The organism is Gallaecimonas sp. GXIMD4217 (assembly GCF_038087665.1).
Lineage (GTDB): Bacteria > Pseudomonadota > Gammaproteobacteria > Enterobacterales > Gallaecimonadaceae > Gallaecimonas.
On record NZ_CP149925.1, the window covers coordinates 2931473 to 2952333 of the forward strand.

General features: G+C 65.0%; 20 protein-coding genes and 1 pseudogene. 12 read left to right on the top strand and 9 right to left on the bottom strand.

The genetic code is table 11. The features are described 5' to 3' along the window. Window positions 1-97 precede the first annotated feature (97 nt). Window positions 98-424 carry a met regulon transcriptional regulator MetJ gene (metJ, locus tag WDB71_RS14230; RefSeq protein ID WP_341502258.1) on the top strand — a complete coding sequence of 109 codons (327 nt, stop codon included), beginning with the start codon at window positions 98-100 and terminating at the stop codon, window positions 422-424. 93 nt (window positions 425-517) lie between these two features. Here the strand turns inward: metJ and WDB71_RS14235 are convergent. Continuing rightward, window positions 518-1738 (bottom strand): annotated as a pseudogene (locus WDB71_RS14235) (malic enzyme-like NAD(P)-binding protein); the annotation flags it as partial. A 243-nt stretch (window positions 1739-1981) separates the two neighbouring features. Then, on the bottom strand, window positions 1982-2191 hold the full coding sequence (gene rpmE / locus WDB71_RS14240; protein ID WP_341502259.1) for a 50S ribosomal protein L31: 210 nt from the start codon (window positions 2189-2191) through the stop codon (window positions 1982-1984). 87 nt (window positions 2192-2278) lie between these two features. Here rpmE and priA point away from each other — a divergent pair, with 87 nt between their 5' ends. From priA to hslU, 4 genes are all read left to right on the top strand, one after another. Beyond that, the gene (priA, locus tag WDB71_RS14245; RefSeq protein ID WP_341502260.1) at window positions 2279-4525 is read left to right on the top strand and encodes a primosomal protein N'; all 2247 of its coding nucleotides are present in this window, start codon (window positions 2279-2281) and stop codon (window positions 4523-4525) included. A 54-nt stretch (window positions 4526-4579) separates the two neighbouring features. After that, a complete protein-coding gene (locus WDB71_RS14250) occupies window positions 4580-5146 on the top strand; it encodes an SPOR domain-containing protein (protein WP_341502261.1) in 567 nt (188 codons plus the stop codon). Between the two features lie 499 nt (window positions 5147-5645). After that, window positions 5646-6173, top strand: coding sequence for an ATP-dependent protease subunit HslV (gene hslV / locus WDB71_RS14255; RefSeq protein ID WP_341502262.1), 528 nt, complete (start codon window positions 5646-5648; stop codon window positions 6171-6173). A 3-nt stretch (window positions 6174-6176) separates the two neighbouring features. Then, window positions 6177-7508 carry an HslU--HslV peptidase ATPase subunit gene (gene hslU / locus WDB71_RS14260; RefSeq protein ID WP_341502263.1) on the top strand — a complete coding sequence of 444 codons (1332 nt, stop codon included), beginning with the start codon at window positions 6177-6179 and terminating at the stop codon, window positions 7506-7508. 54 nt (window positions 7509-7562) lie between these two features. On the opposite strand, the gene WDB71_RS14265 is transcribed toward hslU, so the two are convergent. After that, a complete protein-coding gene (locus WDB71_RS14265) occupies window positions 7563-9419 on the bottom strand; it encodes a methyl-accepting chemotaxis protein (RefSeq protein ID WP_341502264.1) in 1857 nt (618 codons plus the stop codon). A 219-nt stretch (window positions 9420-9638) separates the two neighbouring features. Beyond that, window positions 9639-9935 carry a DUF413 domain-containing protein gene (locus tag WDB71_RS14270; protein WP_341502265.1) on the bottom strand — a complete coding sequence of 99 codons (297 nt, stop codon included), beginning with the start codon at window positions 9933-9935 and terminating at the stop codon, window positions 9639-9641. 162 nt (window positions 9936-10097) lie between these two features. Between WDB71_RS14270 and hdfR the strand changes: the two genes are divergently transcribed. Continuing rightward, the gene (hdfR, locus tag WDB71_RS14275) at window positions 10098-10955 is read left to right on the top strand and encodes an HTH-type transcriptional regulator HdfR (protein WP_341502266.1); all 858 of its coding nucleotides are present in this window, start codon (window positions 10098-10100) and stop codon (window positions 10953-10955) included. On the opposite strand, the gene WDB71_RS14280 is transcribed toward hdfR, so the two are convergent. The 3 genes from WDB71_RS14280 to WDB71_RS14290 form a co-directional block, all read right to left on the bottom strand. Further along, window positions 10919-11983 carry an MJ1255/VC2487 family glycosyltransferase gene (locus tag WDB71_RS14280; protein ID WP_341502267.1) on the bottom strand — a complete coding sequence of 355 codons (1065 nt, stop codon included), beginning with the start codon at window positions 11981-11983 and terminating at the stop codon, window positions 10919-10921. The two genes, hdfR and WDB71_RS14280, sit on opposite strands and share 37 nt — an antisense overlap. 9 nt (window positions 11984-11992) lie before the next feature. Next, entirely contained in the window at window positions 11993-12505 is a 513-nt protein-coding gene (locus WDB71_RS14285) for a phosphatase PAP2 family protein (RefSeq protein ID WP_341502268.1), read from the bottom strand. A 91-nt stretch (window positions 12506-12596) separates the two neighbouring features. After that, window positions 12597-13133, bottom strand: a complete 537-nt coding sequence (locus WDB71_RS14290; RefSeq protein ID WP_341502269.1) for a lipid-binding SYLF domain-containing protein — start codon at window positions 13131-13133, stop codon at window positions 12597-12599. A 169-nt stretch (window positions 13134-13302) separates the two neighbouring features. Between WDB71_RS14290 and rraA the strand changes: the two genes are divergently transcribed. Beyond that, on the top strand, window positions 13303-13788 hold the full coding sequence (gene rraA, locus WDB71_RS14295) for a ribonuclease E activity regulator RraA (RefSeq protein ID WP_341502270.1): 486 nt from the start codon (window positions 13303-13305) through the stop codon (window positions 13786-13788). 92 nt (window positions 13789-13880) lie between these two features. Then, window positions 13881-14711: a hypothetical protein gene (locus WDB71_RS14300; RefSeq protein ID WP_341502271.1), complete on the top strand. Its 831-nt coding sequence runs from the start codon at window positions 13881-13883 to the stop codon at window positions 14709-14711. 57 nt (window positions 14712-14768) lie between these two features. On the opposite strand, the gene WDB71_RS14305 is transcribed toward WDB71_RS14300, so the two are convergent. Beyond that, window positions 14769-14999, bottom strand: a complete 231-nt coding sequence (locus WDB71_RS14305) for a cell division protein ZapB (protein ID WP_341502272.1) — start codon at window positions 14997-14999, stop codon at window positions 14769-14771. A 112-nt stretch (window positions 15000-15111) separates the two neighbouring features. Between WDB71_RS14305 and WDB71_RS14310 the strand changes: the two genes are divergently transcribed. Together WDB71_RS14310 and WDB71_RS14315 are read left to right on the top strand one after the other, a co-directional pair. Then, entirely contained in the window at window positions 15112-16155 is a 1044-nt protein-coding gene (locus WDB71_RS14310) for a formimidoylglutamase (protein ID WP_341502273.1), read from the top strand. A 10-nt stretch (window positions 16156-16165) separates the two neighbouring features. Further along, window positions 16166-17053: a hypothetical protein gene (locus tag WDB71_RS14315; protein ID WP_341502274.1), complete on the top strand. Its 888-nt coding sequence runs from the start codon at window positions 16166-16168 to the stop codon at window positions 17051-17053. 28 nt (window positions 17054-17081) lie between these two features. Here the strand turns inward: WDB71_RS14315 and WDB71_RS14320 are convergent, their stop codons facing one another. Continuing rightward, window positions 17082-17978 carry a LysR family transcriptional regulator gene (locus WDB71_RS14320; protein ID WP_341502275.1) on the bottom strand — a complete coding sequence of 299 codons (897 nt, stop codon included), beginning with the start codon at window positions 17976-17978 and terminating at the stop codon, window positions 17082-17084. Window positions 17979-18069: 91 nt separating this feature from the next. On the opposite strand from WDB71_RS14320, the gene WDB71_RS14325 reads away from it, so the two are divergent. After that, on the top strand, window positions 18070-18945 hold the full coding sequence (locus WDB71_RS14325) for an EamA family transporter (protein WP_341502276.1): 876 nt from the start codon (window positions 18070-18072) through the stop codon (window positions 18943-18945). A 135-nt stretch (window positions 18946-19080) separates the two neighbouring features. After that, a complete protein-coding gene (locus WDB71_RS14330; RefSeq protein ID WP_341502277.1) occupies window positions 19081-19974 on the top strand; it encodes a DMT family transporter in 894 nt (297 codons plus the stop codon). Window positions 19975-20861 lie beyond the last annotated feature (887 nt).

Consider the following 20861-nt stretch of genomic DNA (forward strand, 5'->3'; position numbering starts at 1 on the left):
GGCGTCAAGACGTTTAGCCGTCCAAAAATGGCAAATTGACTGCTGGCCCACAACGGGTAAAATTTCCCCCAACTTATTCAGGGCTTACAGGTGACACATGGCTAAGTGGAACGGCGACTACATCAGTCCCTATGCGGAACACGGCAAGAAGAGCGAGCAGGTCAAGAAGATCACCGTCTCCATCCCGCTGAAGGTACTGAAGATCCTCACCGACGAGCGGACCCGTCGCCAGGTCAGCAACCTGCGCCACGCCACCAACTCCGAGCTGCTCTGCGAAGCCTTCCTGCATGCCTTCACCGGCCAACCCCTGCCCCAGGACGACGATCTGCGCAAGGACAGGCCGGACGATCTGCCGGAGGAAGCCAAGCAGATCATGCGTGACAAGGGCCTGCCCCTGCCGGACATGTACGGCGACGACGAATAACGAAAAAGCCCGCACGAAGCGGGCTTTTTATCGGATATTTGTGACAAAAAAGGCGCCTTTCGGCGCCTTTTCTTATGCCATGTAGTCTTCCGGCATGGGGATCTGGGCCACCTCGGAGGCGACGGCCGCTTCCGCCACGGCCCTGGCCACCCGCGGCAGCAGGCGCGGATCCATGGGCTTGGGAATGATGTAATGGCGGCCGAAGCTCAGTTCCTTGTCGCCCGAGGCTGCCAGCACCTCGGCGGGCACGGCTTCCTTGGCCAGGGTACGGATGGCATGCACGGCGGCGACCTTCATCTGGTCGTTGATGGCGGTGGCACGCACGTCCAGGGCACCACGGAAGATGAAGGGGAAGCAGAGCACGTTGTTGACCTGGTTCGGGTAGTCGGAGCGGCCGGTGGCCATGATCAGGTCGTCGCGGGTGGCGTGGGCCAGCTCCGGCTTGATCTCCGGATCCGGGTTGGAGCAGGCGAACACCACAGGATTGGCGGCCATCAGCTTGAGGGCCTCGGGGGGCAGCACGTCTGGGCCGGACACGCCGACAAAGACATCGGCGCCGTCGATGACGTCTTCCAGGGTACGCTTGTCGGTGTTGTTGGCGAACAAGCGCTTGTATTCGTTGAGATCGTCGCGGCGGGTGTGGATCACGCCCTTGCGGTCCAGCATGTAGATGTTCTCGCGCTGGGCGCCGCACTTGATCAGCAGCTCCATGCAGGCGATGGCGGCGGCGCCGGCACCCATGCAGACGATCTTGGCGGTGTCCACCTGCTTGCCTTGGATCTCCAGGGCGTTGATCAGGCCGGCGGCGGTGACGATGGCGGTACCGTGCTGGTCATCGTGGAAAACGGGCACCGAGCAGCGTTCGATCAGCGCCTGTTCGATCTCGAAGCACTCGGGGGCCTTGATGTCTTCCAGGTTGATGCCGCCGAAGGTGTCGGCGATGTTGGCCACGGTGTTGACGAACTCTTCCACGGTGCGGTGCTTGACCTCGATGTCGATGGAATCCAGGTCCGCAAAACGCTTGAACAGCAGGGCCTTGCCTTCCATCACCGGCTTGGAGGCCAGGGGCCCCAGGTTGCCCAGGCCAAGGATGGCGGTGCCGTTGGAGATCACCGCCACCAGGTTGCCCTTGGAGGTGTACTTGTAGGCGTTGTCCGGATCGGCGGCGATTTCCCGGACCGGTTCGGCAACGCCGGGGGAATAGGCCAGGGCGAGATCACGAGCGGTATCGGCCGGCTTGGTCAGGCTGATAGCGATCTTTCCGGGACGGGGAGAAGCGTGATATTCCAGTGCTTTTTCACGAAGTTCAGACATTTTGCTAGCAAAGTCCCATTTTTTTAAAAGTAGTCCGCCCGTAGGGTGAGGCGGGGCCTGCAAAATACGAGGCCGGATGGCACGGTTTTGTGGAAAACGCCGCCCAGTGGGCGCCATGGATAGTGTCTCATGGGCGGGTCTAGGTAAAAATCCGACCTCAGCGCGGAGTTTAGCTGAACTTAACCGATTTTCTTGTACAAAAAAGGCGCCTTACGGCGCCTTTTTCTGCAATCAACGTCGGGCTTACTTCTTGCCCAGTACGCCGAAACGCTTCTTGAACTTGTCAACACGACCACCGGTGTCGAGGATCTTCTGCTTGCCAGTGTAGAAGGGGTGGCACTCGGAGCAGACGTCCAGGTTCAGGTCGCTGCCGGTGGAGCGGGTCTTGATGACGTTACCGCAGGAGCAGTTAGCGGTAATTTCTTTGTATTCCGGGTGGATACCTTGTTTCATGGGAAACCTCTGTCAGGCCGTATCGCCATCTGGTCCAGTGCCAGATACCATACGATTTTGTTTACACTAGGGTGTTCGAAGGCGCGCATGATACTGGATCCCTTGGTTAATAATCAACCCCGCAACGCCCAGCAACCCCCCTTAATTGCCCGGGTCTGGCTGGCCACGCCACTGCGGCGCGGCTTCGACTACCTGCTGCCGCCCGAGCTGGCCGAAAAGGCCGTGGCCGGCGCCCGGGTCAGGGTGCCCTTCGGCCGTGGCCAGCGCATCGGCCTGCTGGGGCAGATCGGCGTGGAAGCCGCCGTGGCCCTGGACAAACTCAAGCCCATTGCCGAGCTGCTGGACAGCGAGCCGGTGCTGTCGCCGGCCCTGTCCAGGCTGGTGCACTGGGCCGCCGACTACTACCTGCACAGTTTAGGTGACGCCTGGCAACAGGCGCTGCCGGTGTTGATCCGCAAGGGCGCCGAACTGCACGGCGCCAGCAAGGCCTGGCAACTCACCGAGCAGGGATTGGCCACAGAGGAGAGCAGCTTCGGCCGCGCCGTCAAGCAGCGCAGCGCCTGGCATGCCCTGCAACAGGGGCCCCTGGAACCGGAAGCTTTGGCACAAAAGGCCATCCAGCGCAGCCATCTCAAGGCCCTGGCCGACAAGGGCCTGGCAGAGGAGATCAGCATCCAGGAAGACCATGTGCCCTTCTGGCAGCTTCCCGGCCCTTACGACAACGAAGGTCCCAGGCTCAACACCGAGCAGGCGGTGGCGGTGGCCGCCCTCAACCAGGCCGAGGGCTTCCAGCCCTTCCTGCTCAACGGCGTCACCGGCGCCGGCAAGACCGAGGTCTACCTGCAGGCCATGGCGCCCGTGCTCAACGCCGGCAAGCAGGTGCTGGTACTGGTGCCGGAGATCGGCCTGACCCCCCAGACCCTGGCTCGCTTCGAACGCCGCTTCACCGTGCCCATGGTGGTGCTGCACTCGGCCATGACCGATCTGGAGAGACTCAAGGCCTGGCGGCTGGCCCGCAGCGGCGCCGCCGCCATCATCATAGGTACCCGCAGCGCCGTGTTCACGCCCATGGCCAGGCCCGGCCTGATCGTGGTGGACGAGGAGCACGACGCCTCCTTCAAGCAGCAGGAGGGCTTTCGCTACCACGGCCGGGATCTGGCGGTGATGCGGGCCCACCTGGAGAAGCTGCCCATAGTGCTGGGCTCGGCCACCCCCTCCCTGGAGAGCCTGGCCAACGTGGCCCAGGACAAGTACCGGGAGCTGACCCTGAGCCAGCGCGCCGGCGGCGCCCTGCCGGTGCGGCAACTGGTGGTGGATCTCAAACACCAGCCGCTGCAGGGCGGCCTGTCGCCGGCGGTACAGCAGCTGATGGCAAAGCACCTGGACAGGGGCGAACAGGTGCTGGTGTTCCTCAACCGCCGCGGCTATGCCCCTGCCCTGCTCTGCCATGAATGTGGCTGGCTGGCCGCCTGCCACAGGTGCAGCGCCTACCCGACCGTGCACCAGGGCAGCCAGAAGCTGACCTGCCACCACTGTGGCAGCGAAGGCCCACTGCCCCGTCAGTGCCAGCAATGCGGCTCCAGCCAGTTGCTCGGTGTCGGCCTGGGCACGGAGCAGCTGGAGAGCCAGCTCAGGGAGCGCTTCCCCGAGCATCCCCTGGTGCGCATCGACCGCGACGCCACCCGCCGCAAGGGCAGCCTGGAAAAGTCCCTGACCGACATTCGCGACGGCAAATACCGGCTGCTGGTGGGTACCCAGATGCTGGCCAAGGGCCACCACTTTCCCGACGTGACCCTGGTGGTGCTGGTGGACGTGGACGGTGCCCTCTATGCCTCGGATTTTCGCGCCGCCGAACGCCTGGCCCAGCTGTTCGTACAGGTGTCCGGCCGGGCCGGCCGGGCCAGCAAGGCCGGCACCCTGGTGCTGCAGAGCCACCACCCAGAGCATCCCCTGCTGCAGACCCTGATCGCCGGCGGCTATGGCGACTTCGCCACCGAGGCCCTGGCCGAACGCCAGCAGACCCTGCTGCCCCCCTTCAGCGCCCAGGCCCTGCTCAGGGCCGAGGCCCACCAGGGCGACGACGCCCAGGGCTTCCTGGCCCAGGCCGCCGAGCTGCTCAAGGCCAGTGCCCCCGAGCAGGGCTGGGTGATGGGGCCCATACCGGCGCCCCTGGAACGGCGGGCCGGCAAGTTCCGCTTCCAGCTGCTGCTGCAACATGAGGCCCGCCAGCCGCTGCGGCACTGGCTGGCCCGCCAGCTGCCGGCCCTGGAGCAGCTGCCGCTGGCGCGGCGGGTGAACTGGTCCCTGGACATGGATCCCATCGACATGGCTTGATTTTGCCGACCGCCTTGCGCAGCATAGCGGCACAACAGCAGCTGACTCACCACGATGGCGCGCAAAGACTACGTCCGCAACTCCGCCCCCAAGAGGCGCCCCGCCCGACGCGCTCCGGCCAAGAAAGGCCAGGGCAACCCACGGTCGGTGCCCTGGCTGGCCATCCTGATCTTCCTGGTGGCCGCCGGCGCCTTCGGCTACCTGCTCTACGGCCTGGCCACCAGCCCCAAGCCGGATCCGGCGCCGGTGCAGCAGGACAAGCCCAAGCCGGCCAAGCAGCAAGCCAGGGACAGCCTGCCGCCGCCCCCCAAGGAAGAGTGGCAGTACGTGGAAACCCTCAAGAACAAGGAAGTGACGGTGGAGGTGCCGGACAAGCCGGAAACCACCAAGCGTTACCAGATGCAGTGCGGCTCCTTCAAGAGCCGCTCCCAGGCCGAGGCCATGAAGGCCAAAATAGCCTTCCAGGGCCTGGAATCCCAGGTCAGGCACGCCGAAGGTTCCGCCTGGTACCGGGTGGTGCTGGGCCCCTACCAGGGCAAGCGACCCGCCGAACGGGACAAGCACAAGCTGGAGCGGGCCAAGATCATCACCTGCCAGATCTGGGGCTGGACGGATCCTTGATGCGGATCCCGCAAGGCAGGCATAAGCCGAAGCGGGGCAACACCATCACCGGCCCAATCCAGGGCTGGACGGATCCTTGATGCGGATCCCGCAAGGCAGGCATAAGCCGAAGCGGGGCAACACCATCACCTGCCCAATCCGGGGCTGGACGGATCCTTGATGCGGATCCCGCAAGGCAGGCATAAGCCGAAGCGAGGCAACACCATCACCTGCCAGATCCGGGGCTGGACGGATCCTTGATGCGGATCCCGCAAGGCAGGCATAAGCCGAAGCGGGGCAACACCATCACCTGCCCAATCCGGGGCTGGACGGATCCTTGATGCGGATCCCGCAAGGCAGGCATAAGCCGAAGCGGGGCAACACCATCACCTGCCCAATCCGGGGCTGGACGGATCCCCGAGCCCGCCCCTTGAATTCCCCGGGCCCTGCCCCCACCTCCTGAAACAAGCCCATTTTTGGCGCGGCCCTGCCGCGCCCTCGCATTTTCAGGAGAGACGGAATGACCACAATAGTCTCCGTACGTCGTAACGGTCAGGTCGCCCTTGCCGGCGACGGCCAGGTTTCCCTGGGCAATACGGTCATGAAAGGCAATGCCCGCAAGGTGCATCGCCTGCACGGCGGCAAGGTCCTGGCCGGCTTTGCCGGCGGCACCGCCGACGCCTTCACCCTGCTCGAGCGTTTCGAAGCCAAGCTGCAGTCCCACCAGGGCAACCTGGAGCGGGCCGCCGTGGCCCTGGCCAAGGACTGGCGCACCGACCGCGCCCTGCGCCGCCTGGAGGCCATGCTGGCCGTGGCCGACGCCGAGCGCTCCTTCATCATCACCGGCAACGGTGACGTGGTGCAGCCGGAAGAGGACATCATCGCCATCGGCTCCGGCGGCAACTACGCCCTGGCCGCCGCCAAGGCGCTGCTGCGCAACACCGAGCTCGGCGCCCGCGAGATCGTCGAGCAGTCCCTGCACATCGCCGGCGAGATCTGCGTGTTCACCAACCTCAACCATGTCGTCGAAACCCTGGACGCGGAGTAAAGCATGTCTGAAATGACCCCCCGTGAAATCGTCCACGAGCTGGACAACCACATCATCGGTCAGGCCAACGCCAAGCGCTCCGTGGCCATCGCCCTGCGCAACCGCTGGCGCCGCATGCAGCTGGACGAAGCCCTGCGCCAGGAAGTGACCCCCAAGAACATCCTGATGATCGGCCCCACCGGCGTCGGCAAGACCGAGATCGCCCGCCGCCTGGCCAAGCTGGCCAACGCCCCCTTCATCAAGGTGGAGGCGACCAAGTTCACCGAAGTGGGCTATGTGGGCAAGGAAGTGGAGCAGATCATCCGCGATCTGGCCGACATGGCCATGAAGATGACCCGCGAGCAGGAAATGAAGCGGGTCCGCCACCGCGCCGAGGAAGCGGCCGAGGAGCGCATCCTCGACGCCCTGCTGCCGCCGGCCCGCAACCAGTGGGGCGAGCCGGAACGCAGCGACAGCGACTCCGGCACCCGCCAGAGCTTCCGCAAGAAGCTGCGCGAGGGCAAGCTGGACGACAAGGAGATCGAGATCGATCTGGCCGCCCCCCAGATGGAGATGCAGATCATGTCGCCTCCCGGCATGGAGGAGATGACCAGCCAGCTGCAGTCCATGTTCCAGAACCTGGGCGGCAACACCAAGCAGAGCCGCAAGGTCAAGGTGAAGGACGCCCTCAAGCAGGCCGTCGAGGAAGAGGCCGCCAAGCTGCTGAACCCGGAAGAGGTCAAGGAGAAGGCCCTGGCCGCGGTGGAGAACCACGGCATCGTCTTCATCGACGAGATCGACAAGATCTGCAAACGTGGCGACACCTCCGGCCCGGACGTGTCCCGGGAAGGGGTGCAGCGGGATCTGCTGCCGCTGGTGGAAGGCTGCACCGTCAACACCAAGCACGGCATGGTCAAGACCGACCACATCCTGTTCATCGCCTCCGGCGCCTTCCAGCTCACCAAGCCCTCGGATCTGATCCCCGAGCTGCAGGGCCGGCTGCCGATCCGCGTCGAGCTGGACGCCCTCACCACAGAGGACTTCGTGCGCATCCTCACCGAGCCCACCGCCAGCCTCACCGAGCAGTACAAGGCGCTGATGGCCACCGAGGGCGTCACCCTGAGCTTCACCGAGGACGGCATCCGCCGCCTGGCCGAGGCGGCCTGGCAGGTCAACGAGACCACGGAGAACATCGGTGCCCGCCGCCTGCACACCGTCATGGAGCGGCTGATGGAGGAGATCTCCTACGGCGCCGCCGACCATGCCGGTCAGACGGTGACCATAGACGCCGCCTATGTCCAGGAACACTTGGGCAAGCTGGTGGAAGACGAGGATCTGTCCCGCTTCATCCTCTAAGAAAGCGGCACAAAAAAAGGCAGCCCCCGGGCTGCCTTTTTTCATGGCCTGGGCTCAGGTCCTGAACCTGGCGATGACCTGATGCAGCTGCTCGGTGTGTTCGGCCACATGGCCCGAGGTTTCCGCGTTGAGGCGGGCCGCCTCGGCGGACTGCTCGGCCACGTCACGGATCACCACCACGTTGCGGTTCACCTCGCCGGCCACCTGGCTCTGCTCCTCGATGGCGGCGGCGATCTGGGTGTTCATGTCCATGATGCGGGTGACGTCGGCGGTGATGCTGGCCAACAGCTCACCGGCACCGGCGGCCTGGCTGGCGCTTTCCAGGCCCTCGTTGCGGCAGCCCTCCATCAGGCCGACGATGTCGCCGGTCTTGCTCTGCAGCTGACTGATGATGGTGGCGATCTCCTCGGTGGATTCCTGGGTACGCATGGCCAGGGAGCGCACCTCGTCGGCCACCACCGCAAAGCCCCGGCCCTGCTCGCCGGCCCGGGCCGCTTCGATGGCGGCGTTCAGGGCCAGCAGGTTGGTCTGCTCGGCGATGCCGCGGATCACGTCCAGCACCGAGCCTATGGTGTCGCTGCTGGCGGAAAGCTCGGCCACCACCCTGCTGCTTTCCTCCAGCTGGTTGGCCAGGCCGTTGATGCGGTGGATGGTCTCCTCCACTTCCGCCCTGCCGCTCTGGGCACTGGCGTTGGTGCTCTCGGCCATGGACGCCGCCTGCTCGGTGTTGCGGGCGATCTCCTCTATGGTGGAGCCCATCTCGGTGACGGCCGTGGCCACCAGATCGGTTTCACTGAGCTGGGTGGCCATGCCGGCGGAGGTCTGCTCGGCATTGGCGCTGAGCTCGGCGGTGGCCTGGGTCAGGTAATGGACCGCCTGCTGGGCCTGCAGCACCAGCTGGGAGACATTGTCCAGCATCTGATTGAAATAGCGGCCCATATCGCCCAGCTCGTCCCTGCCCAGGTCGGTCAGGCGCAGGGACAGGTCATTGTTCTCGGAGATGTCCTTCATCACGCTGATGGTCTGAGCCAGGCTGGCATTGAGCTGGCGCACCACCACCACGGCCAGGGCGGTGACCACCAGGCCGATCAGCGCCGCGAAGAGCACCAGACGCACCGCCATGGCGGACTCGGCCGCCGCCAGCTCTGCCTGCAGCTCGTGCCGGATTTCCTCAAACAGGGATTCGGTCTGGTGCACCTGCTCACGCATCTGCCCCTGCAGGCCGGACTTGGCATCCAGGCCCACTTCCTGCAGCCCGGCCGCCAGGGCCAGGAAGTCGCTGCGGTAGGCGTTCAGGGCCGCGGCCACCTTCTTGGCCTCGCCACTGCTCAGGAAGGACACCAGCCGCTGCAGCTTGGCGAAGTTGTCCTCGAATTTCTGCACGTACTTCAGATCCAGGCGCAGCATCAGATCCTTCTCGTTGCGGCGCAGCTGCAGTATGCCCGCCAGCAGATCGTCCCGGCCCAGGGCCTTGACCTCTTCCTCGGCGCCGTGCACGGCGCTGCGCAAGCTGCCGTAGAGACCGGACTTGGGATCCAGGCCCAGCTGCTGATACTTGGCCACCAGGGCATTGAAGGTGTTGCCGTACCGGGCCATGGCCTGGCGCAACTCGGCCAACTGGCGGCTGTTGATGTCGTGACTGTCGAGCACCGCCGCCAGGGCCTGGGCATCACGGTCGAAACCGGCCAGGCCATCCTGGAATTTCTGCTGGTACTTCGGATCCAGGCGCATCAAAAAATCCTTCTCGCTGCGCCTGAGCTGCAGCATGTGGATATTCAGGGCGCCGGTGAGCTTGGTGCCGTCATTGAAGGATTGCAGTGACTGCCAGGCCAGCCAGGCCCCCAGCAGCAGCGCTGCCAGAGCGAACAGGGTGAGTCCGACCAGGGCATAGAGTTTTTGACGTATGAGCATGAGCCTCGCCTTAAAGCTTCAGGAACCAGGGAATACTGCGCATACCATCCTTGGCGGGGCTACTTGGGTTATCGGCGTCGACGGCGAAAAATTTAGCCGCCCGGACCAGAAAAAAGCCGTCGAACCTGGTGACGCAGGGCAGGCATCTTGGTGATATTCAAGGCGGGAAACAGGGCATATGAGCGGATCGGACCAGCCCACATGCCCAGAGAAAGGGGATCAGTCTTCTTCGCTGGCGACCACTTCGGTGACGGCCTGCTTGCTCACTACGCCGCACATGGTGTGCATGTGGCGGCGCTGGCTGATACGGCCCTGGTACTTAAGCCAGACCTTCTCCTGGGGACTGGCCGGCTGGGCCTCGCCCCGGCAGACCATCAGGAAGTGCTGCTCCTGCTCCGTCATGGCTTCGCGCAGGCCACTGGCCAGTTCCTGCATGGCCCGGCCCTGCTCGATAAGCAGCTTGGCTTCGCCTATGGTGAAGTCACCGCTGCGCTGAAAACCGCGCGGGAAGTTCACATCGTCAAAAAATTGCTTGCTAGATGAGAAGCTGTTCATTACATCTGTCCCCGTTGCTTGTCAGGAGAGCCATGGGTTCGCGGCGAGTATGGTTAAGGCCCCGCCAGGGGTAAAATGAAAATTTTTAATCGCCACTAGAAGACTTTTTTATCAGAGGCCAGCTTGGATACCGAACTGCTGAAAACCTTTATCGAGGTGCACCGCTCCCGCCATTTCGGCAAGGCCGCGGAGAACCTCTACCTGACCCAGTCGGCGGTCAGCTTCCGTATCCGCCAGCTGGAAGGCCTGCTGGGGGTGGCGCTGTTCAACCGCCATCGCAACAACATCCAGCTCACCGCCGCCGGCGAACGGCTGCTGCCCCATGCCGAGGCGATACTGCTGTCCTGGCAGCGGGCCAAGCAGGACATCGCCCTGGCCTCACACCAGTCGACCCAGCTGGCCATTTCCGCCACCGCCAACATCTGGGACGCCCTGCTGCAGCGCAAGCTGCCGCTGATCTACCAGACCCTGGGCAATGTGGCGCTGCGGGCCGATACGGCGCCGCCGGACGTGCTGGTGCGCTCGGTGCTGGAACGGCGACTGGATCTGGCGCTGCTGGCCGATCCCCCCAAGGTGGAGGAACTGCAGAGTCGGGAAGTGGGACGGCTGTCCCTGCACCTGGTGTCCACCCGCACCAACACCACCCTGGCCGAGGCCCTGTCCAGCCAGTACGTGAAGGTGGACTGGGGCACTGTGTTCAACCTGCAGCACGCCAAGCTGGCCCGGGATCAGGCCCCGCCCATACTGCACACCTCCATTGCCCGCATCGCCCTGGAGTTCCTGCTCACCCATGGCGGCGCCGCCTACCTGCCGGCCTCCATGGTGGCCGAGCCCCTGGCCGAAGGGCTGCTGCACAGGGTCGAAGACGCCCCCGTCATCCACCGCGAGCTCTACGCCACCTACCTCAGCGGCACCGAGCTCGGCACCCTGATCGACGCCATCTGTCAGCTCTTGGCCGACGACGCCGACAACTTGCAGTAACTGGGAAAGGCCACCTGCCGCCACAGCGACTGGCAGAGCTGTTCGTGGTCGTCCCAGGCGCCGGCCAGCACCCAGTCCACCAGGGCCTCGGCCACATTGGGGTAGTTGATGGGCTGGGCCGGCGGCAACTCCAGCCAGGCATCCAGATCCACCGCCGACAGCTCGTACATGACGCTGGCCAGGCCCAGCTGGCGCAACGTCAGCACGTTGGACAGCTGCTCGAACTGGCCATGCAGGGGCTTGAGCAGCAGCTTCTTGCCCAGCTTCAGGGCCTCTGACGGCAGCTCGAAACCACCATTGGCCATCACCCCCACCGCCTCGGCCAGATCCCGGGGGAACTGGTGCCGGGACGGCGGTCGCAGGTGGATATGGCCCCTGTCCTCGTGCCTGGCATCGGGGTGGTAGCAATGGAACTCGTAGTCCGGGAAGTTCTCCAGCAGGGCCACCACCTGATCCAGGGCCTCGAAGGGCAGGTAGACCACCACCTTGTCGTGCTTGAGCGGCCCCTGGTGGCCGTGATCCTCGATGATGGGCGGCAGCAGCTTGTGGCCGAAGTGGTACCAGTGCACGCCCATCTCCACATCCACAGGTGCGAAGTGGCGCATCAGCAGCCGCGCCACCAGGTTCTCGCCGTCCTTGGGGATGGGCTGCAGGAAGGCGGCCTGGTGGCTGATGCCGATGCAGGGCACCTGCTGGCGCCGCGCCGCCCAGGCGCTGACCGGTTCGAAGTCGTTGAGCACCAGATCGTAGCCGCTCAGATCCAGCTCGCGGATGTCGCGGCGAAACTGCAGCAGCCTGCTCTGGCGCAGGGTCTGGCCCAGCTGCACCCTGCCGTTGGCGGTGACGAAGGTCAGGCCCTTGCGGATCCGGTAGTCGCCGAAGGGCTCCATGTCGAAGAAGGCCTCGGCGGGGCGGCCGGAGAACAGGTAATCCACCTTCACATTGCGCTCGGCCAGGGCCTTGGCCATCACGCGGGCACGGGTAATGTGGCCATTACCTGTGCCTTGTACACCGTAGAGTATGCGCATCGAGTGTCCTCAGAGCAGGGCGAACAGGGCTGCCAGGCTGCCCAGGCAGGCGCCGGCAAGAATATCGGTGGGAAAGTGCACCCCAAGGGCCAGGCGCGACAAGCCTATGGCCGCCGCCCAGGGCAGCACCAGCACGGCCATGGCCGGGTAATGGGCGCTGATGCATACCGCCATCACGAAGGCCGCCGCGGTGTGGCCCGACGGCAGGCTGAAACGGTCGGACGGCTCGATGAAGGCCTGGCAGCCGGGCAGGGCCACGGCCGGGCGGCGCCGCTTGATGGTGTTCTTGAGCAGCAGGTACAGGGGCAGCTCCAGGGCAAAGGCCTGCAGGGCGTCGACCAGGAAGGCGTTGGCACCGGGCACCGCCGCCAGCCACAGGCTGAGGGCGAAGACGGCGTAGAGGGGGCCGTCGCCGCTGCGGGAAACCCACCTGGCCACCACCGCCAGCTGGCGCCAGTACTGGTGTGACTGGCTGAGCAGGAACAGCCGATGATCCAGGGTTGTCAGAGCCATCAAACGCATGACGGTCGCACCTTGCCGTTGCTTATGGCTGAAATCTAGCCAGCCACAATGACAAAGGGGTGACAGCGGTTTGAAGGAATGATGAAAGTGCTTACTTACCGTAGGGGCTGTAGCTGAACACCTGCCCGGACAGGGAGGCCTCGTACATCAGGCCGCCTATGGCCAGGGTGAACACCGCCACGCCCTGGCTGTAGTCCACGTTGGTGCTGGCGCCGGCATCCAGGGCCACGGCCGAGGCCTGGGCACCAAGCTCCAGCTTCTCCTGGGTGAAGCGTTCGAAGGCGGCCTTGTTCTTGAAGAAGATCAGCTGGCGGTAGGTCTGGCCGCCGATCTGGAAGCCCAGGGTCATCTGCCTGAGCTTGGCCTTGCCCACCAGCTGGCCCTTGCGGTAGACCAGGCCCTTGCCGTAGGCGCCCCCCAGCAGCAGGCCGGCCTTGCCTACCTTGGGAAAGACCACATAGCCATGGGCGCGGTTGAAGAAGACCTTGAGACCGGGATCGGATTCCAGGAAGGCGTCGATGGCCTCGTCCACCTCCTGCTGCAGGCCATTTGCCGGTACCTCGGCACTGGCGGCGCCGGGCCACAGGCCCACCAGCAGCGCAAGGAGTACTGAGCAAAGTAATCTCATATCCAACCCATTATTTTTTTGCCCCATTTTAACGACTTGCTAACGCAATGGGAGCCCCCTGTTTTTCACTCTAGCCCCGCCCCGGTGAACAGAGCCTGAAACCGGGTTTGCCGCCGTCCCCCCTTTGGCGCTAACCTGTAGTAGCTTCTCCAGCAACGGGATTTTTGCCATGGAATACAATACGTCAGCTCTTTGCGACACCTATATCGACATGGTCGACGTGGTCGAACCCATGTTCGTCTCTTATGGCGGACGCGCCTCCTTTGGTGGCCAGCTCACCACGGTGAAGTGCTTCGAGGACAACGGCGTCATCCGCGAGCTGCTGGAGGAAGACGGCAAGGGCCGGGTCCTGCTAGTGGACGGCGGCGGCTCCCTGCGCCGGGCCCTGGTGGACGGCGAGCTGGCCGAACTGGCCGCCAGCAACAACTGGGAAGGCCTGGTGATCTACGGCTGCGTGCGCGAGGTCGACGCCCTGGAGGAGCTGGATATCGGCATCCAGGCCCTGGCCAGCTTCCCGGTCGGTGCCGAGGGCGAAGGCATAGGCGAGGCCGACGTGGCCGTGAACTTCGGCGGCGTCACCTTCCTGCCCGAGGATTTCCTCTACGCCGACGAGACCGGCATAGTGCTGTCGCCGGAAGCCCTGGATCTGGCCTGAGCGCCAACCACAAAAAGCCCCGCCGCCCGCGGGGCTTTTTGTTGCGGCAACGGCTGTTATAGTGACATATCGACATCCAAGAGGGACGACAGATGGTCTTCTGGCGCAGCAAAAAGCAGCCGCCGAAAACGGCAGAACATTACTACCGCCAGGCCCATGTGGCCCTGGTTGGCAACGACCTTGAGGGGGTACTGAAGGCTTTTGCCGACGGCGAAGCCGACCTCAAGGACGACAGGCAGCAGCTCGACACCCTGGCCCAATACAGTGCCTTCAAGCTCTATGCCCTGCTGCACCTTGAGCGTATCGACGAACTCAACCAGGCCATGAAGGTGCTGAGCGACGACCATGCCGAGCGGCCGGCCATCATTCGCGCCGTCGCCAAGCACTGCCAGTACCTCAATATCGGTCGGCTGGCACTCTACCTCAGCGGCGACGACCGTACCCTGGTGGCCACCCAGTGCGAGGAGGCCCAAAAGGCCAACGAGGCCGGCCTCTATTTCGAGTTCATGGACAAGTTCGAGTCGCTGCCACCCCTGGCAACCGAACTCCTGGTCGACCTTCACTGGCCGCCCACGGACAGCCACTACCAGCTGCCCCTGGACGACCGCTTGGCCTTCGCCATCAAGGAGCTGCCGGAAGACAACATCTATATCGAGCTGGAATACCAGGGCACCCTGCCGGCCACGGCGGAGCAGCCCGAGCGCCCCTACCGGCTCACCGCCTGCCTGCCCGGCGCCAGCAACAACGGCATCTGCGACAGCGGCCGACTGGAGCTGGAACTGGACGACCAGCGCCACAGCATCGAGGTGGATCGCAGCCAGATCAGCACCGACCTGACCTGGTCGCCCTACGGCATCGGCTTCGCGTGCGACACCCTGTCCCTGGCCCTGCGCAACTGCCGGCTGCTGGCCAAGGAGGCCTGAGCGCCGGCCATGAAAAAGCCCCGGCATTGCCGGGGCTTTTTCATGGAGCACAAGGGCTCAGAGCAGGTCGTCGACCTGGGCTATCTTGCCCAGCACGGCGTTGATGCGGCCCTGCACCGCGCCCAGCTCTTCCTTGATGCGGGCGTTTTCCGCCTGCAGCTGCTCGTTGTTCTGGCCAAGCTGTTCTTTTTCGGTTTTCAGCTCTTCGATTTCCATCTGCAGCAGGCCGATGGTGTCCACCGCCGCCTGTACCTTTGCTTCCAGCTTCTCAAGCAATTCCAATGACATTGTTACCCCTTAAATGAGATTTGGCGCCCAGCAGGCCGGATCCACTCTGGCCTGCGCCATGGCGGTTATTGTAACTTAAGCGCACACCGCTGTATTGAGGGAAAGGGATCCCATGACCCTGAAGGTCTTTAGACACATCGACATCGCCCCCCTGGTGGCGCACAGACCCCTGGAAACCAAGCTGGGCGAAGCCCTGATGCTGCTGCCCCAGGGCGACGATCTGGCCGATCGCCTGGCCAAGGCCAAACAGCTCGGCGCCCGTTTCGCCATCCTCGGCGTACCCGAGGATCTGGGTCCCAAGGCCAACATGGGCCGGGGCGGCTCTCAGCTCGGCTGGCAGGCCTTCCTGAGCCGCTTTCTGAACCTGCAGAGCCACGGCTCCCTCGCCCCCCAGTCTATCCTGCTGCTGGGCGAACTGGAGCTGAACGACCTGCAGGAGCAGGGCGATGCCCTCTCCAACCAGCGCCCCGAGCAGCTGGCCCGGCTGCGGGATCTGGTCGGCGAGGTAGACAAACGCTTGCGTCCCGTGATCAAGGCCCTGGCCGACGCCGGGCTGATCCCCATCGTCATCGGTGGCGGCCACAACAACGCCTACCCCATACTGGCCGGCATGCACGACGCCCTGGGCCAGCCGCTGGCGGTGCTGAACGTGGATCCCCATGCCGACTTCCGGCCGCCGGAAGGCCGCCACTCCGGCAACGGCTTCCGCTACGCCCATGACGAGGGTGCCCTGGCCGCTTACCAGGTGCTGGCCTTCAACCCCTTGAAGAACTCCGCATCCAGCCAGCAGGCCTTGGCCGAGGCCGGCTTCGGCGGCGTCAGCTACCAGCAGCTCTATGTGGAGCGCTCCGTGACCCTGGGCGAGGCCCTGACCCGGTGCAGCAAGCAGCTGCTGGGTGGCCACCCCACCGGCCTGGAGCTGGATCTGGACGCCATCAGCTTCCTGCCCGCCAGCGCCTACACCAACGCCGGCATGCCCCTGGCCGACGCCGAGCACCTGATCTTCAAGGGTGCCCGCCTGCTCAGGCCCAGTTACCTGCACCTGTGCGAAGGGGCCCCGGCCCGGCACCCGGCCGGCAGCCAGCACGGCATGAGCGACGTGGGCCAGGCCACGGCGGCCCTGGTCACCGCCTTTATCCAGGCCATGAACGACTAAGGAAAACCCCATGACAAGGATGTTGTTGCTGCTGGCGGTCCTGCTGGCCGGCAGCGCCCAGGCCGGTCATTGGCAAGTGCGCCCCGGCAACGCCGACACCGGCTACCTGCTGCTGGCCGGCCCGGACCAGTACTGGTTCTCCGACGCCCTGATCTGGTCCAGGTTAACGCCGCTGTTGCCGCAAGACGTCACCTGGGTGGCGGTGAGCCGCCAGGGCCAGTCCTACCGGGCCCTGGCCCAGGAGTTGCCAGAGCGCCTGGCCGAGCTGAGCCAGGCCCATGGCGTGACATCCTGGCGGGTGCTGAGCTTCGCCAGTGCCAACCTGGCCCTGCAGCGGGCCCTGCAGCAGCCCGGTTTCCACAGCCGCATCCACTCGGTGGTGATGATCGATCCGGACGTACTGCTGCCCTACTCCATCTCCCGCTACCAGGGCGACGCCAAGGTCTTTCGCCAGATCTACCGCCGCTTCCAGGACCATATCCGCGCCGGCGGCTACCAGGAGCGCACCGAGCAGCGCCTGGCGGAAATCAAGGCAAGGCTGGTGGCACTCGGCGGCCCCGCCGACAACCAGAGCCAGCAGGCGCACCTGGAGTTCCGCCACGGCATTGCCGGACAGCTGGCCAGGGTGAACGAGGTGTTCGCCTATTACGAGGATCTGGAAGGAAGCGCCCGGCTGGACTGGCCCGACGGCTTGCCACTGACGGTCTGGGACAGCGACTTCGAACAACAGTGGCTGGGCGGCGATGACGACGCCGGCCTCAGGCGCTGGCAGGCAGAGGGCAAGGCTTACTACCAGAGCCTGTGCCAGCGGGCCGGCAATCCCGGCTGCTACCGCCCCTACCCCCACCAGGACCACGAACTGCCGCTGACCGAGCCGGCGCTATTGCTGGGGCCCTGACGCCAAAGGCAGGCTGGACGGAGCCTGGCTAGGGGTGGGCGGCCACCGCCAGGATCTGAGACTTAAGCCAGACCAGGCCGGGATCCACGGCGAATCTGGGATGCCAGGCCAGCACCTGGGTGAAGCGCAGCGCCGCCTCAGGCAGGGCCCGTTCGTGCAGGCCGTGCTGCTCGGCGAACTGCCTGGCCACGGCGCTGGGCAGCACCACCACCAGCTCGGTGCGCGCCAGCAGGCCGGGCACGGCCAGGAAGTCCGGCACCTGCAACCGGATGCGCCGCTCGACCCCGTGCAGCCTGAGCCAGTTGTCCAGCAGCAGCTGGCTGTGGCCCCAGTCGGACGGGTAGATATGCTGCTGCTCCCCCAGCCAGGCCGGGCTCAGCTCGGCCGGCAGCGGCCGGCCGGACAGCAGGCTCAGGGACTCGGTGACCAGCTCCACCCTGGCCAGGCGATGGGACAGATGCCGCGGCGCCGCGAAGCCCACCACCAGATCCAGCTCCCCTTCCTCCAGCTCCTTTTCGTAGTCGCTTGGCCCCAGTCCGGTCAGCCGCAGGCTGACTCCCGGCGCCTGCTCGGCCAGGGCCGCCATCAGCGGCGGCAGCAGCACCATGTCGAAATAGCTGCCGCCGGCCAGGGTGAAACGGCGCTGGGCCTCGGCAGGCACGAAGCGCTGGCGCTGGCTGACCGCCTCCTCCACCAGGCTCAGCGCCTGGCCAAAGGCCGGGGCCAGGGCCTGGGCCCTGGGGGTGGGCTGCATGCCGTCGCGGCTCTGCACGAACAGCGGGTCGTCCAGCTGCTCGCGCAATCGGGCCAGGGCATGGGAAACGGTGGACTGGGACAGGTGCAGCGCCCGGGCGGCCCTGGACACCGACTTGGTGGCCAGCAAGGCCTCGAAGATGCGCAGCAGGTTGAGATCCAGGCGGCTCATATCGATATTCGCCATAGCTCAGTGAAGATTATTCATTTTTAGCATGGCATGGCCCTACCTAGAATGCCTTCATCGAAATTGGAGGCAAACAATGCTCAAGAATTACCTCTTCCTGCTGGGCGTGGGCCTGATCTGGGGTTCCCAGTTCCTGTTCCAGCAAAAGGCCGTGGCCAGCCTGCCGCCGCTGTGGGTCGGCGCTGGCCGCGCCCTGGTGGGCTGCATCACCCTGGTGCTGATCTGCCAGCTGCTCGACCTCAGGGCCAAGAAGAAACAGTGGGGCATGTACCACCTGATCGGCTTTTTGGAAGCGACAGTGCCCTTCGTGCTGGTGGCCTGGGGCCAGCAGTACCTGGACACGGCCGTGGCCGCCATCCTCATGGGCACCATCCCCTTCTTCGCCATACTGCTGAGCCCGCTGCTGGTGGCCGGCGCCCGCATCACCCTGGCCGGCCTCGGCTCTGTGGTGCTGGGCTTCGGTGGCGTGCTGACGCTGTTCGCCCCCCAGCTTGGCGCCGGCGTCAACGCCGAGATCTGGGGCGCCCTGGCCATAGTGGTCGCCTCGGCCTGCTTCGCCGTGGCGCTGCTGCTGCTCAAGCGCCTGGACGGCGAAGATCCGCTGATCATCGCCCGCAACGTGCTGATCGCCGCCACCGGCCAGCTGCTGCTGGTCGCCCTGGTGATGGCGCCCATCGGCAGCTTCGAGCCGACGCTGCCGAGCCTGGGCTCGGTGATCTACCTGGGCGTGATGTGTGCCGGCGTCGTCTATTTCCTGTACATGGTGCTGATCCGCCACGCCGGCCCGGTGTTCGCCTCGCTGTCCAACTACCTGGTGCCCCTGGTCGGGGTGATCCTGGCCGCCACCCTCAACAGCGAGGAGCTGGCCACCACCACCTGGGCCGCCCTGGTGATCATCCTGGCCGCCGTCGGTATCAACCAGCTCGGCGCCAGTAAGGCAGCCGAAGCCTGACCCAGGCGCAATACCAGAAAGGCCGCACCATGCGGCCTTTTTTATGGCCAGAAAGAGATGTGAATTGCCGGTCCGATTTCGGCAAGACGCCGTCACCTCAGGGGCGTATGATGTTGCCCTTGCCAAGGAGGTCCCATGCCACGCCGTTACCTGCCCGAACTCTTGCTGCTCGCCGCCGTCTGGGGGGCGTCCTTCCTCTTCATGCGGGTGTCGGCCCCGGCCTTTGGCCCGGTGCCACTGATCGCCATCCGGGTCGGCGTCGCCGCCCTGGTGCTGCTGCCGGTCCTTTTGTGGCGCCGCCAGGGCCGGGCGATGCTGGCCCAGACCAAGCCCCTGGTCGTGGTCGGCCTCGTCAACTCGGCGCTGCCGTTCAGCCTGTTCGCCTTCGCCACCCTTTACCTGAGCGCCGGCCTGACCGCCATCGTCAATTCCACGGCGCCGCTGTGGACGGCCCTGGTGGCCTTCGCCCTCTGGCACGAAAGGCTCAGCGCCCGCCGCCTGCTTGGCATCCTCATCGGCCTGGGTGGCATGTGCATACTGGTGTGGGACAAGCTGGGCATGAGTGATGCCCTCTGGGCCATAGGCGCCGGGGTGCTGGCCTCGCTCTGCTATGGTTTCGGCGCCAACTACACCAAGCGTTACCTGCCCGGGGTGCCGGCCCTGGTCACCACGGTCGGCAGCCAGATCACCGCCACCCTGATGCTGCTGCCCCTGGCCGTCTGGCTGTGGCCCACCGCCAGCATCCCCAGCCAGGCCTGGCTGGCCGCCATCGCCCTGGGCGTGCTCTGCACCGGCCTGGCCTACCTGCTGTTCTTCCGGCTCATCAACCATGTGGGCCCGGGCAATGCCGTCATGGTCACCTTCCTGATCCCCATCTTCGGCGCCTTCTGGGGCAACCTGTTCCTGGACGAACCGGTCACCCTGACCATGGTGCTGGGCGGCGCCGTGATCCTGTTCGGCACCGCCTATTCCATGGGGGTGTTACGGCTGGGCAGAGCCAAGGCGGCGGCCGAAGGCGAGTCGGCTTGATGCGTGTTTTCCTCGGTTCAGGAATAGGTGCCTTTTTGTAACTGCGCTGATGTATTGGAGCAGCTCTCTTCGAGGTTGCGCTGCGCGCGCCCCCCTTTCTTACTCGCCTAAGAAAGGGGGCAAAGAAGGGCGGCCCGGCTCACATCGTCTTCCTCGGTCCAAAGGGCTTACCGGAAACCGGCGCTGATTCGCTTCCTGCTCAGCAGCGCCTAGGTCGGCGTCCTGCCTCCCTTTACCTCTCACCCTTTTCCCCTCGGCGATGCTCAACGGGCAATGGTGGCCTGCGGCCATCAAGCGTTGGGATTCGTTCCTCATCCCAACCTACGAGCCGGTACAGAGGATGTACCGGCCAGGATGAATTACTACGGACGCTTCCCAGCTCCGGTCCAGGCTTGGTGGGTTACGCTACGCTAACCCACCCTACACCGTCATCAGGCCTGTTAACGCCTGATCCCACTCACCGGCTGTCCGCCGATCCAGCCGCGTAGGGCGCAATAACCGAAGGGCATTGCGCCGGAACTAATGGCCGCGCAGCGGCCAAGATCGCCCGTTGAGAGTGCCGAGCGTAGGTGCTGCGAGAGGGGTAAACCGGCAGGGATGCCGGTTTAGGACCAGCCGAACAGGGATGTGAGTCTGGCCCATGCCCCGGCAAGCCGCACCGGAGCGTGGGGGGCCGAAGGCCACTCGAACCGGGCCGCCCTTCTTTGCCCACTTTCTTGGGCGAGCAAGAAAGTGGGGCCCCGCAGGGGAACCTCGAAGAAAGCAACTTACTGATAAGAAAGGGACATAAGACAACACCCAAGCCAGGTGTTACCCATGTCCCTGAACTTTTCCGTTACCCATGTGGGTGAACCCTGAATCAGGTTTGGTGGGTATCGCCAAGGCTC